Genomic DNA, 15911 nt, shown 5'->3' with positions numbered 1-15911 from the left:
GCCGCCATACTGCTTTAGGCGGCACATTCACTGGGCAATATTAAAGCAGTTAAATTGTCGTCTGCCTGCTTCACACATAACAATAGCCCAATATCAAAATGAAACAAATAAAAAACAAGTTATTTACTTTAATTTAGCCTCATTTTTAATCCAGAACTTCGCCCCACCGATTTTTTCATAGCCAATCTCAAAACTTGAGGTTGGCAAACAAGCTCAAAGTGATTTTTAGCCCGCGTGATACCCGTATAGACCAGCTGCCTATTGACACCCTGTCTGGCTCTTTGTATTGGGGGTAATATCATTGCTGTGTGGTTAAATTCAGAGCCTTGAGATTTGTGTATTGTCATCACATAAACAAGCTCATGGCTCGGTAATCGAGCCGGATTGAAAACTCTTAAAAAGCCCTGCTCATCAATAAAAGTGGCCTGTAATTGTCCCCCTTCACTAGGCAATATTATGCCAATATCCCCATTAAAAAGTTTTAGCTGGTAATCATTTTGCGTGATCATAATGGGCATGCCCGCATAATAGCGACTATAAGGGTATATTAAGCCGTGCTGCGCTAATTGGCGCTCTACTCGTTTATTTAGCTCATTCACTCCGTAAGGGCCTTCTCTTACTGCCGCCAACAATTGGTACTCGGAGAAAAGACCATGGATCACTTCTGGGCTTTGGTGTGCCTGCATTGCTTGAATATAGCGGCTGTAATGGGATGCTGCGCGTTCCACCATATCTAAATAGGCCTCGTTCGACAAGTTGAACATACTCAACTCATTAAAGCCACGTTGCAGCACCCAGTCTAAATGCGATTGGTCATTATTATTCACCGCCAAAGCCAATTGGCCGATTCCGCTGTCGCTTTTGAAGCGATGGCTTTTTTGTAAGAATGCCATCGCATCTTGAAGCTTATAAGCGCTTTTAGCACCGCTCAGCAGCGAGCATCCATCAAAGCATACCTCATTGAGTAGCTGCGCTCGCGGTTGTGAATAGGTAGGATTTTTCCCGAGTACCAGATCAGCACATAAATCATTGAGGATACACCCGGTATCAACTGAAGCAAGCTGATCCTTGTCTCCTAGTAAATACAGCCTTGCACCTTCAGGCAACGCAGCAACCAGTTTTGCCATCAAGGAGAGATCCACCATCGACGCCTCGTCTACGATCAGCAAATCGAGATGCAATGGATTATCTGCATTATGTTTATACTTATTGCTGTTTGGGATCACGCCTAGCAAGCGGTGAATAGTTTGAGCCTGTTCAGGTATACGAGCTGCGAGCTCGGGGTCCAACGACAAGCGCCCTTTTGCCCCAATAATAGATTCGCTCAATCGCGCCGCGGCCTTTCCCGTCGGTGCCACCAATTTAATTGTTAGAGGGGCACTTTGGTACAAAGACTGTAAAATCGCCAAAAGTTTTGTCACCGTCGTTGTTTTACCTGTACCTGGGCCCCCGGTAATTACGCAAAAGGCACTTAAAGCGGCGATTGCACAGGCCACCTTCTGCCAATCGATATCTTCCGAACTTTGTTCAGGAAAGTAGCGGTTAAGTAAGTCGCGTAGCTTTTCTTGTTCGATCGCAATAGGTCGGTTTGATAATGCGGTGAAACGCTGCGCCAAGTAGGCTTCATAGTGTGCCAGACGGGCAAGATAGAGTCGCTCTTCAAAAAGTACTAAAGGTTTATCTTCCCCGACAGCCGGGTGGCGTTGGAGCGTCGCTATTGTCTGTTCTTGGTCTTTAAAAGGCGTCAACTCAACGCCTTCTGCTAGTAACTCACTTTGTAAACCATAGGGATTAAACCAATCTACCTCAGCCAAAACCAAGCAACTATGCTGGCTCTGCTCTGCTTGTAGTAAAAGCAAAACTAAGTAGAAAACATCCCCCGCATTCCCCTGACAAAGCAATTTTGCCAGTGCAATATCAACCTCTCTAACCTTATTTTGTTCCAATAAAGTTGCTTGAAACAACTTATCGTCAAATACACCTTGGCTGAAGTCTAGGGAAAACTGAGACATTATTCCCCCTCCTGTTCGAACAAGCTATCTAACATGAGTAACTGCGACTCTGTTAACTGATTAAAATAAATTCCCTCTCCATCGGGCAGCGCCCTTAGGAATAAATAAAACACGCCCCCGAGGTGAGTTTGTGGCTGGTAGTTCTTTAGGCGATATTTTAGTAGTCTATGCAGCGCAACCGTATAGATTAAATATTGCAAATGATATTGGTGAGAAGACATCGCTGATTGTAAATTTTCGTCATCATAATCATCCGCTTTATCACCTAAATAATTCGATTTGTAATCAAGAATGTAATACTTATCCTGCCATCTAAAAATAAGGTCAATGAAACCTTTGAGCATGCCTTGAACGTCCTCAAATCTCAAAAAGCTGGGCTGTCCTGTGATTTCACTCACGACTTTATTGAGCCTACTCGCTTGCAGTTTTTTAAGTGGCAGGAAAAACTCCATTTCTACGAGACAATCTTGAGGTTTTAATACACTCAACGATAGTTCACCACAGGGTGACAAAGGGGTGCTAAGGCTATGCTCAACCCAATGACACACCGACTCTAGCCACGCCTGATCTAGCTGATATTTTTCTAGGCAAGCAGTCACTGACTCTTGAAGCGGTAGCTTGTCTGAGCTTAACGGAGAATGTGCACTGGTAAAGTCAATTTGTTCATATATTTCATGTAGGCAACTACCTGCTTTAGCCCCCTTTACAAATGTATAAGGCGACTTAACGGTCGTTTTTTTAAGCGTTGGTAAATCAAGTTCATGATGCTCATCCAGAGCACCAGATGGCCGTTCATCATGGTGCGATAAGTAACTCAATTGACTGAAACTCGTTGTACGCCAATCACACTCAATCTGCGCAGGTTGCGTTTTAACTGAAAGCTCACCAGCCTTTTCATCCTCATCGGATTGAAAATGGCTCAGCTCGGCTTCATTTACGATTTCTGCAGACATAGCAACATTCGCGTCACAAATAGCGTGCAGTGCGTCATGCCATTCTCGTGCATCTTTAAACTGCGTATTGGCAAACAAAGCAAAACCTAGCGATGTTTGGTTTATCCCAAGCTTTTTGCTTCTACCAAGAGGTAAATTGTACATACCCAATTCACAAAAATGTACGGCTCGTGTAAGCGCTACATACAATAGGCGAATATCTTCTGCCAAGCGCTCTTTGGCTGCTTTTTCTTGTGCGGCTTGATCAGCTTCCAAGTCAACCACCAAAGTATTGTTCGAGTGGTAAACTGTTTCATTAGGCTCTCGATACCCCGTAGCAAATGGCATGTAAACAATCGGATATTCAAGCCCTTTAGATGCATGCATAGTGACAATTTTTACTAGGTTTGCGTCACTTTCCAAGCGTAGCTGTGCACCGTCTAACGTTAACTCGGAACACTGAATACTCAGCCATCTTAGTACCCGCTGAGTACCTTCTAACTCAATTTGCTTGTGCTGTAACAGCTCCGCTAAATGTCGATAATCAGTTAACCAGCGCTCTACTTCATGGCCACATCGCTGCCATGTATCTGCTAACTGATTATGTACTAACAGTTTTTCTAGCATTGCCATCGCCCCACTGCGGTACCAAATCTGTTTCAGTTCGGCGAATAAATCCAAATAGCTTTGCCATTGGACCTCGTCTTGAGACAAAGTAAATATTTGCTCATAATCGAGCGAGAAGAGTGGCGCTGCGAGCACACCTCGCAATGCTGCTTCATCATAAGGACCATGTAGCACTTGTAAAAATTGGCTAAGAGCCCTTGCGATAGGTTGCCCAAATACGCTATCTCTAGCCAAATACACAGCGCTTATGCCACAGGCTTTCAATGCCTGCTTCATCACTCTAGCTTCTGCTCTATCTCGCACCAGAACACAAATATCAGCGGCCTTAACAGGCGAGTCGCCAATGCACGCTAGACCTTGCTTTGATTTTGCGAGCAAGGTCGCAACTTTATTTGCAAATATGTCTGCTAAGACTGGATATGCATGCGCCTTGCTAGCCGTTTCCCCCTCGTTGCCATAGACACAAAAGCGCAAAACACTCTCTGCCTCACCCTCGATTGATAAGCTCTTTTCTGATGGTTTTCCCTGCGCATCTACAGCATAAAATGGAATCGCATCATTAAAGATAAAACTATTCTCATGCTGAGAAAAAATGGCATTCACGCTTGCTACAACTGTTTTAGCGGAACGATAGTTTTTCGCCAATGTAAATTGTCGATTTTGCGCAACAGCGCCCTTTGCGCCGATATAGGTGAAAATATCCGCGCCTCGAAAGCCGTATATTGCTTGCTTTGGATCACCTATCATCGTCAACCCACAACTTTCATCATTTTTATAAATAGAGCTAAAAATGCCGTATTGAATTGGGTCTGTATCCTGAAATTCATCAATCAGTGCAACGGGATATTGCTGAATAATTTTGTTCGCGAGATCTTCGCCTACCTCTGATTGTAATGCTTGGTATAAATTGCTCAATAAGTCATCGGGCGATATCGAACTTTGTAACTGCTTGTGGTTTAGTAAAATGACCTTCACATGTTCTAGCGCATGCTGTAACAACGCTATCGGAAATAGATGCTTAACTTTGTGGTGCAAGCTGGCCATCTCATCAAATTGGACAGTCATCGAATGACTGATAAGCGCCGCATTCTTTTTGTAGTTTTTAGGGTCACTCAATTGGGCACTGCCCCACAAAGCAAACGAATGGCCACTGCTCCCAAATTCAAAATACCAGTGATCCGACGCAATATAATCTGCCAACGCCTGAATATTGCCTTTTCGTCCCGGCGCTTTATTTTTGGCAAGTGCCGATTGCTCTAAACAGCCGATAAAATCTGATTCTCGCAGCGCAAGTTTGAACTGTAGCGCACGCTGTTGGTATTGCGCTCTGGCTGCTAAGACATCTTCCAATTTAACTTGTGGCGTCAGCACTGCATTAGACTTGCTCAAAAGTGGCAATAGCTTTTTCATTAAGCTCTGCGGATGAGCAAATTGTTCCAAGACAAGTGCTGTTTGTTCCTTATCCAAGGTGTATAAAAACTTACGCCAATAATCTTCAATGGCCATTTTTATCAGCTCAGTTTCATCTAGAATAAACTCCAAGTTAAAGCTCAACCTAGACTCAAATGCATGTTGCTTTAGCATCCTTTGACAAAAGCCATGTATGGTAAAAATAGCCGCCTCATCCATAGACTTAGCTGCTGCGTCAAGAAGCATAAAGGCTTTTTGCGGATCTTCTACTTGCGATAACACCGCTGAGATTATCGGATCTTCACAAGGAGACCCCAACAAAGCGTCTCGGGCGTCGATGATTCTCGCCCTTACCCTGTCTTTTATTTCCTGCGTTGCAGCCTCTGTAAACGTCACGACCAGAATTTGCTCCACCCCAAGGATCGTATCTTGGTTATTTCCAGTAAGGCCAAGCAAATAACGCAAATACAGCGCTGTAATGGTATAGGTTTTACCCGTACCGGCACTTGCTTCAATTAGGTTATGACCGTGAAGAGGCATGGTAAGCGGATTAAGCATCTCCATGCTGAGACTCCTTTTCAAGTGCAATCATAGGGCCCAAAATAGATTTACTTAAGGACATAAACTCTTCCAAACATGATTCGAGGGTATTAAAGTTAAGGGCCACGTAAGGGTCTTCTGACTCACCAATACCAATATATTGCCCACCAGCAAATTTATTTTGTGCCTTGCTTAAATCTTCAGTGCTGGCAAATGCATAACTCGTGGCTGGGAAAAAAGGAACAGGGCGTGTGATAATTTGTTTATAGAACTCCACCCACACACAAAGAAGTTGTTCGGCATTTTGGGCATCAATCGGCTCGAAGGTGACCTGCTCATCCAATCCAATAACCACTGTTGGCATTGTACAGACAGTTAAATTCGCCAACAAATGACAAATAAACGCCCTGATTTTATCTTTTGCTTTTATACTTGCCGGACGATAAAACACTTGTTCACTGGCGGTGAGCTTATCCAACCAGCCGACTAACTTTACGTCATTAATCTCCAAAGCGATTTCAACAGGTTCTCGCACCCCTATCAAGTGCGACTTCAATACCCCAATCATAGGTAATACACGCTGCTGTAACGACTCTAGCTGGATTTCACCGATAAAGGCTTGTCCAAGCTCACCTCTTTGAAGCACTTGTTCAACCTTCATCTGTGTGCCGTTTAAACTACACTCGACGATTTCCTGTAAATACTGATAGCGTGTCAGTGGATCTAAAGCAAAAGGCTCAGAATCATCCTGATATTCTGTTACAGGATTGATTTTGACCCCCAAGCAATGCAAATAAAAGTAGTTTTGAGGCGCGGTACAAGCACGCATCAACTGAGTAACTTCTAATTCATCAGGTAATATGCAATCAATTGGCGATGCTGAAGAATTTGCTTGCGCGTCAAATGGTAATAACCAATTCGGGTTATAGCTATGCTGTGCGCCCGTTTGGTAATGAATGGGATTAAAAGGCTGCAGCGGCGCGCTCTGCTTGAGCTGTATACTGGGTTTAATATGACTGTCTGGGTAGTAAAAGCTTCGGTCAATATACTCGAAGAGTTCACTCACTAATACTGAAGGCACTTGTATCTCATTATTAAAGCATGACCTGCCAATAAAGCTCACGTAAAAGTGCAATCTCGCACTGAGCAACGCTTCTAAAAACAAATATCTGTCATCTAATTTACGTGATCGGTCACCTTTTCGGCGTGTTGAGTTTGGCACCAGATCAAAGCCAATGGGCTGAACTTGGCGCGGATAGTCGGCATCATTCATACCAAGTAAGCAAACAACCTTAAAAGGCACTGCGCGCATTGGCATCAATGTGCAAAAATTGACAGCTCCGGCTAAAAATCGCTGCCCAACCCCTTTTTCACCAATCCCTTGCTTTATCAGATAAGCGACAACTCGTGGTTCTACATCGCCTAACATATCACCGTTGTCAAAGTGTTTTTGTAATATCTCCGTTAGTTTCGTCAGTAACATTAAATCCCAGCTTTGTTCGGCTTCTTGATGATAAAACTCCCCTATCAGCTGATTTAATAGCTCAGCTTTTTGCGCTAAATTCGCGGGCCTATTCAGGCTTACTTTAGCCGTATTGAGTGCTTCAACAAATGCAATCAGCTTACTCAAAGTATTGATTGCCATTCCCTCGACTAAGTCAGCTGGGTAAACGTCGGAATAGGCAATATCTTCTCGCTCACTTGCAATACCCAACAGTAAACGATTCAGACCGTGTAACCATGTGTTTAGCGGTATTTCAGGTAAACCATGCTCCGCTTTATTTTTTGCGTCTAGCCCCCACCTAATCGCGACCTGCTCAAGCCAAAATTTAATTTGCTCAAATTCTCGATCTTCCACTTCAAAGCGATTCGCGATAGCCTCGACACCAAGTAGATCCAAAATATCCGATACACCAAAGCGGCTAAAAGGCAAATTAACCAGCGTGACAAAAGAGGTTAATACAGGTTTTTCTTGTTCAATTGCCATATCGGCCAAAGCAAATGGGATTTTTCGCGCCTCTTGTGCGCTACCAAATACCGCCTCAATATAAGGACTATAACGCCCAACATCTGGCATCATTACAATCACATCTTTGGGCGTTAAGTCAGGGTGCTGATTGAACAGCCCTAGTAAATGGTCGTGCAAACACTCAACTTCTCTTAAAGGCGTATGGCAATCTTGCAACCTGATACTATTGTCTTCTAAATCAATGGCAATTTTGCCTTCATCATTAACAAACCAGTTTGGATCTGCCTGTAAAGACTCCCCCTTAAATGCCAATTGATACACTTCATCGTGTATTTTAGACAGCAGGTTGTCTGCAAAGTCCTCCACAAACCCGTCGAGCCATCGCGCGTCCAATTGTAGCAATTGCTCTAGGTAATCTCGCCCTAGTTTCCCCCATGAAGATAACAGCGGGTTACCAATATTATAATAGTCTTGTTCTTCATCGTTTTGAGCTTCTATAGACGGGCGCTTCGCATACTTTGCATTTATCTTTGCCTGTGTTTTCTCATCGACCAAGTCGCCCCAATAATGTTCACTGGGATTAAAGAAGAACAGCAATACTTCTGTTTTACAGCCAAGCGCCTGAAAAACTTCAAGTTGACTGGTTGGCATGGCAGACAAGCCAAAAATTGAAATGCGCTCTGGTAAGTCTTCAGCTTTCGCATTTGTCAGCGCAGTAAGTAGCTGTTCATGCATGTTGGCTCGATTGTAGGTGCTCTGCCCCAACTGCTGAGTGTGAAAAACCAGCGCTCGCCATAGATCGGGCTGCCAACTTGCAACGGTTACATCAACGTCGGTTAATTTATCCTCTCCTGATTCCCAAATTGCGAGCCAGTCAGGCCGATACATCAAGTATTGGTCATAAACATCGGCAATTTTCTCGCACAGCGTAAACAGCTTTAGGCTATCTAACTCGTCGCTACCACACTCAAGCACATTTTTTGAGTCCAGTTCTAAATAACTGGCCAGTGAGTAATAATCTGGCTCTTGAAGCTTAGTAGGAAGAACATTAAACAGCTTCCACGTCATATTCGCTTTGTTGTAAGGAGATTCTGCAGGTACATCTGGTAAAAACTGCTGATAAAGACGCCAAATAAAACTGAGCGGTAGAGGAAAGTCTATTTGTGCAGCAACGCCCACGCTTTTGCTCAAGCCATTTTTAAGCCATTGGGACATACCGGGCGATTGTACCAGCACTATCTCTTGTTGAAATGGATCGTCGAGCGGCGCTGTTTTCATTACCGTATTAAATTGACTTTGCAGCGCTTCCATACGGTTAGACTGAATTATATGCAACATAAGAACTTAGCTGGAAATAGACAAGGATCAACAGTTTAAAAAAAATGTCTAAGATAGAACAGCAAAATAATCAAATAACCCGTATTGGGTAGTGTGATATCGACGCATTAGAACAAGTCGATATCACTGCTCTCTATGTGGTTTGTAACCTGCTTGCGAGAAACGAGCTCCTCGTAAAAACTCACTTGATCCCGACCATGCTCTTTAGCAAAATAAAGTGCCTTATCGGCATTCTCTAAGACGTTAATAGGAAAATCATAAGGGCTTATTCGAGCCAACCCCACACTGACCGTTAACCTCTTAACAAAAGGAAACTGCGTTTGGCGTATCAAATTAAGAAATTTGCTCATTTTGTCTTTGATTGAATCATAATCTGCCGGTTCAAAAACGATAACAAACTCCTCTCCACCAAATCGAAACAAGAGATCCGTAGAACGAAAAAAGTCTTGCATACGCTGCGCCAAAATCAAAAGTACTTCGTCACCACATACATGCCCATAGGTGTCATTCACATTTTTGAAGTGATCGATGTCAATCATTGCTAACCAAGACGTTGCGCCCTGATGTTGAGAGCGCAGATCTGCGCCATCTCTAATCGCGCGATTTTGCTCTATCATTTGCTTTTCTAACAGTTGTTTGAGCTTTTTATCAAAAGTTTGCCGATTTAATAACCCCGTTAGCTTATCTCTTTCATTTTCACGAAGGATAGTTAAGTAGTTCTCATAAATACGCACAAAGGCATTTAGCATCACTTGCTGTGCACTGTCTAACCCTTCACACTTCACTTCAATGGCACCCACAGGATTATCATGGATCACAATAGGTAACCAGCGCCGCTCTGTACCTGAGGGCTCTTGCATTGTAATGCTACACGCGGATTGTAAACAGGAGCTTAACTCTGCATGTGGCATATCGATGACTTCTCTATCTAGCCACTCATATTCACCCACGTCTCGGACATTCAAAGACAAGCTGCGCTCTACATTGCACGGCCCATTACCACTGATAGTCTTGTACACGGAGATACTTTGACACACTATAAACTCTTGTATCGTCGACAATAAGCTATATTCTAGCGAGTCAATATCTCGCGTTTTTGTAATTCTAATTACTGAATTTAATAACTCTTCTTGCATCACACGCCCATAAGGTACTTGTTCTCTTACGCAACCAGAGTCTCAACACCACTAGTCTGCACTCAAACGAAACCAGAAGTAAGATGTACTTTGCCCAGCCCTTCTGGCTTCAGTGAAACATCACGCTTACCGCGCCATGCTTAATTATTGGCCAGTTTTTAACGTTCGGCAATTGAAAATTCTATATCGCTTAAAGTTACTCGAAATCTCAGATATGTTTATGCTTGGCTGGGTTAATTAGAAACGCTGACTTTGTTGCGCCCGTCATGTTTGGATTGGTACAAAGCCTTATCTAACCTCTGCAAAAAAGCGCCAAGTGCCTCCCCTTTGACAAGTTGTGCAACACCAAAACTCGCAGTGACGGTTCTCGCACATGACAATTCAATAGCTGAAAATGCACTTCTTAGTTTTTCTGCTGCAACAGCGGCGGATTCACAAGCTGTGTTCTGGCAAACAATTAAAAACTCTTCGCCTCCCCAGCGACCGCAAATGTCCGCATTGCGCAAGCAGCTGCGCATTGTATTGGCAATCGTAGTCAATACAATGTCTCCCATTTGATGACCGAACAAGTCATTGAATAATTTAAAACAATCCAAGTCTAATAAAATAACGGAGCAATCACTTTGATAGCGCTGAACAATGTCATGCTGGCTGACTAATACCTCATTCATCTTTCGCCTGTTATAAAGGCCTGTCAAATCATCTGTAATAGATAACAATTCCAACTGCATCGCATTTTCTTTCTCTTCTGTGATGTCCTGCATAAGGCCAACCGAATTCAACGGCTGCCCTATTGAGTTGTAAAAAGTCTCACAATAGTGTCGAATATGTTTAATCTGCCCATCTGATGTTTTAATACTGTGCTCAAAGGCCTTTTTCTTGCCACCTAAGACGACCTCTTCAGTGATAGATTGCGCAATATTTTTATCGCTATCACTGCTAATCAAATCCAGAAAATCATTCCAACTGAGTGCTTTATTCTGGGTAACGTCACCAAACAGCAGCGATTGTAGTTCCTTTGATAAAAACAGGCTGTAACTTAGATGATTTAAACTCCACGTACCTACTTTGGCTAATTTTTGAATCTCTCTCAATTTATAGTTTTCAAGCTTTGAAGCGGAGACCCTTTGCATCAGTGCGTGGTTCTCCATCTCCAAATCTAACAGCTGTTGCTCTAGCCGCTCAATTTGTTGTCTTAACAATGATTCACTCATAGACACCACAGAAGGAAACTGGCACCGAATATGACATAGCGCTCTCCAAAATTTCGTCCTCCCCCATAACTTTCGAAAAAGCCAACACTTTCAAGTCAATTACCCACCCAATAGAGTCTGTTCAGCCAACTTAGTACCCGCCAGTCGCGCACTGATTTTTTTATAAGCGATGTCTCGAGCTGTAGAAACATCATCAGCGAATGGTGAAAAGCCGCAATCATCAGTTGTTCCTAACTGTGACAATGGAATGAAATTTGTGGCCATCAATATGAGATCTCGGACTTCTTCTGGAGTTTCTATATTAGGGTTAATTGGATTCGTAACGCCAATAAAAACTTGCTGAGAAGGTTTAATGATACTACCGATGAGTCGCAACACTTTTTTAGGCTCCCGCTCACCTTTTAATGCAACGTAAAAGCAACCAGCCTGAATATTGAACAAAGTGGGCAATAAATGTTTATAATCTATTTCTGCACTATGTGTCGCGTCTATATCGGCACCTGGGCATGTGTGCACACCAATCCGCTCACGTTCCTGCTCACTAAACTCTGCAAGACAGGTATTAATCAGTTCAACAAATGAATGCAGCATGCCCCCCGAGGGATCTAACTTGAGCGATAGTCTCGCTTCAGTAAAATCAATCTGCACTTTATATGCCCCGAGTGCTAAACACCGCTTTACCTCTGAAACATGCTCTTTAATTAGGTCATTTATGAACTGTTGATGGTTATATCCTTCAAGCCCTTTAGGAGGATAAACCAAACTTAGCATAGATGGAGAAATCACCGCTTGTTTAACTGGTTTAGAAGTTTGCTTGAGTGCAAAGGCCAAAAACTCATCGGCAGTGTGCTCATACTTAAAAGGTGGCTTACTAAGATGAGGCGCAAACAAACGTTTATGGCCATCAGAGAAGTCGACGACAAGCCCCTCTTTACCGAATCGCTGAGAATGATGCAGGCAGTAATGGGCAAACCCATCAAATTTTCTTTGCTCTCCATCACTCAGTACCTCACAGCCTAGAGCTTCTAAATCGTCCATTACCTGTGAGGTTTCATGTTCAGCCATTTCATTCAACACACTATATGCAAGCTTGCCTTCACAATAGCTCTGGTAGGCGTTAATGAGCTGTGCAGAACGAGGTATAGAACCTATTTGTTCAGAAGGAATGGTTAAAGACTTCATTCTTGAGCTATTCACAAGGGTAGTTTATCCAAGTATAGCAGGCGACATTTATTTCTAAAGGCAAGTTAAAACACGGTGTAATACTGTGTAATGAAAACCTATGATAGGCTACTTTACATGTCTAACGGCTTCATAGAGGACGCCATTATGAACACAACCAATGAGCTAAAATTTACTATTACACAACAAGTTGTTGAAAGACCAGTATTTCAAAATGGATTACCTACCCCAGGGGGTGAAGAAGAGTTAACAATCCATTTAGAGGATGGCAATGTAAAGAATAACTTCGTAGAAACGCCCATTATCATTCAGCCGACGGACGCGGGGGAGTACAAGCTACTCTTTACTTTTGACGAACACACTCACTTATCTTTTTCAGAATCCACGCCAATATTTGACCTTATAATAAATCCGCTGATGAACTTTAGCTATAAGTTGCTCAACAATAACAAAACATGTGAGTTGACCATCAGCAGAAAAGTCACTGAATCAAAAGAAGATGCTAGAGCGAGTTTTAACTTTTTTGCTCGTCCAACGACATTAGCCAATAACATGGCTCTAGATACATTCTCTTTTGCTATTGACCCTATTATTGTGGTGAGAAGACCAAAGTAGTGGCCTTTTGCACTCGCCTCCCACTAGGGGCTAAAGTGCTCGCCAAATAATAATTGAAGGCAACTGTCATCGTGGTTTAGATTGACAGATATTTGCCTTCTCTAATTCCAAAAGCGGCTTTCTAAATTCTTCATAAACACAGAGAGGTATAAACCAAGGTAGATTAAACCACTGAGCGGTATAACCACCTGCTTTTGAGTCTTTAAAATGTAATAGACCGGATTTTATCTCTCCAGAGAGGGTATAAATCAAAGCAGCACTGTAGGAATAACTGATACTGTCTGTCGACAACTTTATACCACTGTATAAAGCTTCTAGCGCCTTTTTATGATGCCCCAATTGAGCATAAGCCTGACCGCTTTCAAGATACTTCGTGAGTTCTTCCTTTCCTGAGTTTAACGCAATGACTTTCGCATAGTTGTCATTGGCTGAATCACTATTATTGAGTAATTGATTGATATCCGCCAGATTGAGCAAGAACGCCGTATTTTCGGGGCTCATGGCGACTGCTTTTCCTGCATGATTCAATGCTTTTTGAGTGTCTCCAATAACCAGAAATCCTAAAGCAAGGTTATTGTGATCAATCGCACTCATATTCTCGAAACCAATCATTTCATACAACTCTATTGCACCACTAATATTGCCATCAAGCATATAGATATCAGCCAGTAATCTATGACTCTCGAGATACCAAGGGTATCGCGAAATAAGTGACTCAAACTGTTGCTGAGCGGCTTGGATTTGAGAATGGTCATACAGTGCGATTGCCAAGTTGTAGCCTGATATCAAGCTCGGGTTTTGCTGCAAAGCTTTTTGATAATGAGCGATAGCCTGCGGTAGTTTATGCTGTTGATATGCTAAATTGCCCTTTAAATGAAAGCTTAACGCTGACTCACCATACGAGGACAATTTAGCAATGAGTTCATCGGCAAATTGGTAATCACCACTTTCAATGGCGATGTAAGCAATATCAACAGTGTAAGCCTTTGAATTCCTATAACTAGAGGGCGCATACTGAAAAAGTCGGTTGAGGCGCGTCAAAATATTCTTGTCCGAACTTGCATGGTATAGCTCCAGGCCTAACTCCCTGAGCAATGAATATAGAGAAAACAGATTCGGGTTTTGTTCGAGTAGATTTACAGCTTTGTTGAAGTTTTCAACGGTATATCGGCCATTAAAACTTACTTCATCATATAACGAAATAAAGCGTTGGTACGCAATGGGATCTACATTACTTTGACTCATTTCTTCACGTACGTCATTGCCAAGAACATGGGCTGCAAGCGAGCGGAATATGGTATCCATGGCCACATAATCATTGCTTTGAACACTGCCTGATAGCTGTTTTTCTACGACGAGCTTATCGCTATTTAAAAAAGATAATCTCACATCACAGTACTTTCCTTCACATCTGGCTTCAGGTAAAAGCACAATATCGGCACCAGTCACCTTAACCAAGTCGGGTAGCCTGATACCTTCGGACTCGTACTCTGAATGTGCTATGAGCTCGAATTTGTCGCTGTTAATTACCGTCTGTCTAACGACATTATCGATGGCTAACTTGGTAAGTCTGCTATGTTCATTTACACCTTGTTCTGTCTCTATTTCAGGCTCCAAAACAATCACATATCTAATTCGTTCATGGTTTTCCAAAACAAGGGAAAACGGATATACAACACACAATAATAAGATGGATGTAATGATCACTCCCCACCGGAGCGGACGAATTGAGTTTGCTCGTTTGTCAGGCAGGTTAGCGCCCAGCGGCTGAGTTTCTTCTGATAGGTCTTGCTCCAATTGCTGTAACACGTTCTCTAGAACACAAAGTACATGCTGCATATTTTGGGGCCTGTCTTGAGGCGCTTTCATTAACATGTCGTTGATTAAGTCACGACATTGCTCTGACACATCCCCTTCAATTTTATGAGCCGGTAATGCTTTATTATTCAAGATAGCATCAGCGAGTTCTGGTCCCTTAACAGCGCCAAAAGGGTGTTTGAGATAGATAAACCTATAAGCTAGGATCCCGAACGAAAATACATCGCTTGCTTGCGTGAGTTGTTCCCCTCTTATTTGCTCTGGCGACATAGCACCATAACTGCCGTAACTACGGGCTTCTTCGGCACCGTTTAAGCGCTTCTGGCTAAATAGGCTCGCAATGCCAAAATCGATGATCTTAACTGCCTTTTGTTCAGTAATAAGGATATTGCCCGCTTTTATATCACTGTGTACGATGGATTGTTGATGGGAGTAGTGAATTGCGATGGCTACCTGACGTAGCAGCTCAATTTTGTCATTAAAGGATATCAAAGATTCTTTCAGGTACTGCGCCAGTGTTCGTCCTTTGACATACTCCATAACGAGTAATACGCCATCGTCTGTTTCAATTATGTCATAGAGTTGCACTATATTAGGGTGATTGACTCGAGCCATAAGGCGCGCTTCGCTCAACATTTTATCAAACTCTTTGTCATCACCATTATCATGCTGTCTTTTCAGTACTTTGACGGCGACTTCTCTATCTAAGCGGGTATCTTTGGCAAGATAAATATCCCCCATTCCGCCGGATGCAATATGCCTTAATGGCTCTAAGTATGTGTTTGAGAAACACCTATCAATATCCATTTAGCCAACCTGCCTTGGAAAAAGAGAATACATGCAAACTGCTGATACTGTATCTTATTTATATAATTAATAATAAGGAATGTAGATAGAAGGTCAATTTACTGGTTTAAATAACCCTTCGATAAAATCCACGCTTGCTCAGCCTATGAATTGATAGACCACAGCGAAAAATGCTTTGGAAGTACGATAAAATGATTATTTTGAAGGTTTGGCAACAAGCATTAAAGCTGTATCGTACTTTTTAAAATGGATGCACAACGAAGTACCAGACATGTCAAAACGCGTTAGTGAACAATTAGGATTTGGCGAAG

Annotated in this window: 8 protein-coding genes; 1 reads left to right on the top strand and 7 read right to left on the bottom strand. The window is 42.6% G+C overall.

Annotated elements, in window-relative coordinates:
• Nucleotides 1–128: 128 nt before the first annotated feature.
• The 6 genes from recD to A7985_RS00395 form a co-directional block, all read right to left on the bottom strand.
• Nucleotides 129–2012, bottom strand: a complete 1884-nt coding sequence (gene recD, locus A7985_RS00420) for an exodeoxyribonuclease V subunit alpha (RefSeq protein WP_065788479.1) — start codon at nucleotides 2010–2012, stop codon at nucleotides 129–131.
• On the bottom strand, nucleotides 2012–5545 hold the full coding sequence (recB, locus tag A7985_RS00415; protein WP_065788478.1) for an exodeoxyribonuclease V subunit beta: 3534 nt from the start codon (nucleotides 5543–5545) through the stop codon (nucleotides 2012–2014). The genes recD and recB overlap by 1 nt, the downstream gene beginning before the upstream one ends.
• Entirely contained in the window at nucleotides 5532–8828 is a 3297-nt protein-coding gene (gene recC, locus A7985_RS00410; protein ID WP_065788477.1) for an exodeoxyribonuclease V subunit gamma, read from the bottom strand. Before recC ends, recB begins: the two co-directional genes overlap by 14 nt.
• A gap of 107 nt (nucleotides 8829–8935) precedes the next feature.
• Complete coding sequence (locus A7985_RS00405) at nucleotides 8936–9964, bottom strand: GGDEF domain-containing protein (RefSeq protein WP_065788476.1); 1029 nt, start codon at nucleotides 9962–9964, stop codon at nucleotides 8936–8938.
• Between the two features lie 233 nt (nucleotides 9965–10197).
• Nucleotides 10198–11178, bottom strand: a complete 981-nt coding sequence (locus A7985_RS00400) for a sensor domain-containing diguanylate cyclase (protein WP_065788475.1) — start codon at nucleotides 11176–11178, stop codon at nucleotides 10198–10200.
• Between the two features lie 99 nt (nucleotides 11179–11277).
• Nucleotides 11278–12360: a 5-methyltetrahydropteroyltriglutamate--homocysteine methyltransferase gene (locus A7985_RS00395; protein ID WP_065788474.1), complete on the bottom strand. Its 1083-nt coding sequence runs from the start codon at nucleotides 12358–12360 to the stop codon at nucleotides 11278–11280.
• A gap of 147 nt (nucleotides 12361–12507) precedes the next feature.
• Between A7985_RS00395 and A7985_RS00390 the strand changes: the two genes are divergently transcribed.
• Complete coding sequence (locus A7985_RS00390) at nucleotides 12508–12975, top strand: hypothetical protein (RefSeq protein WP_141685233.1); 468 nt, start codon at nucleotides 12508–12510, stop codon at nucleotides 12973–12975.
• A 66-nt stretch (nucleotides 12976–13041) separates the two neighbouring features.
• On the opposite strand, the gene A7985_RS00385 is transcribed toward A7985_RS00390, so the two are convergent.
• On the bottom strand, nucleotides 13042–15600 hold the full coding sequence (locus A7985_RS00385) for a serine/threonine-protein kinase (RefSeq protein WP_065788472.1): 2559 nt from the start codon (nucleotides 15598–15600) through the stop codon (nucleotides 13042–13044).
• Nucleotides 15601–15911 lie beyond the last annotated feature (311 nt).

It is taken from the genome of Pseudoalteromonas luteoviolacea, from assembly GCF_001696455.1.
Taxonomy (GTDB): Bacteria; Pseudomonadota; Gammaproteobacteria; order Enterobacterales; family Alteromonadaceae; genus Pseudoalteromonas; species Pseudoalteromonas luteoviolacea_C.
Note: the sequence above shows the minus strand (reverse complement) of the source record. Positions and strands in the feature narration are given on the sequence as shown.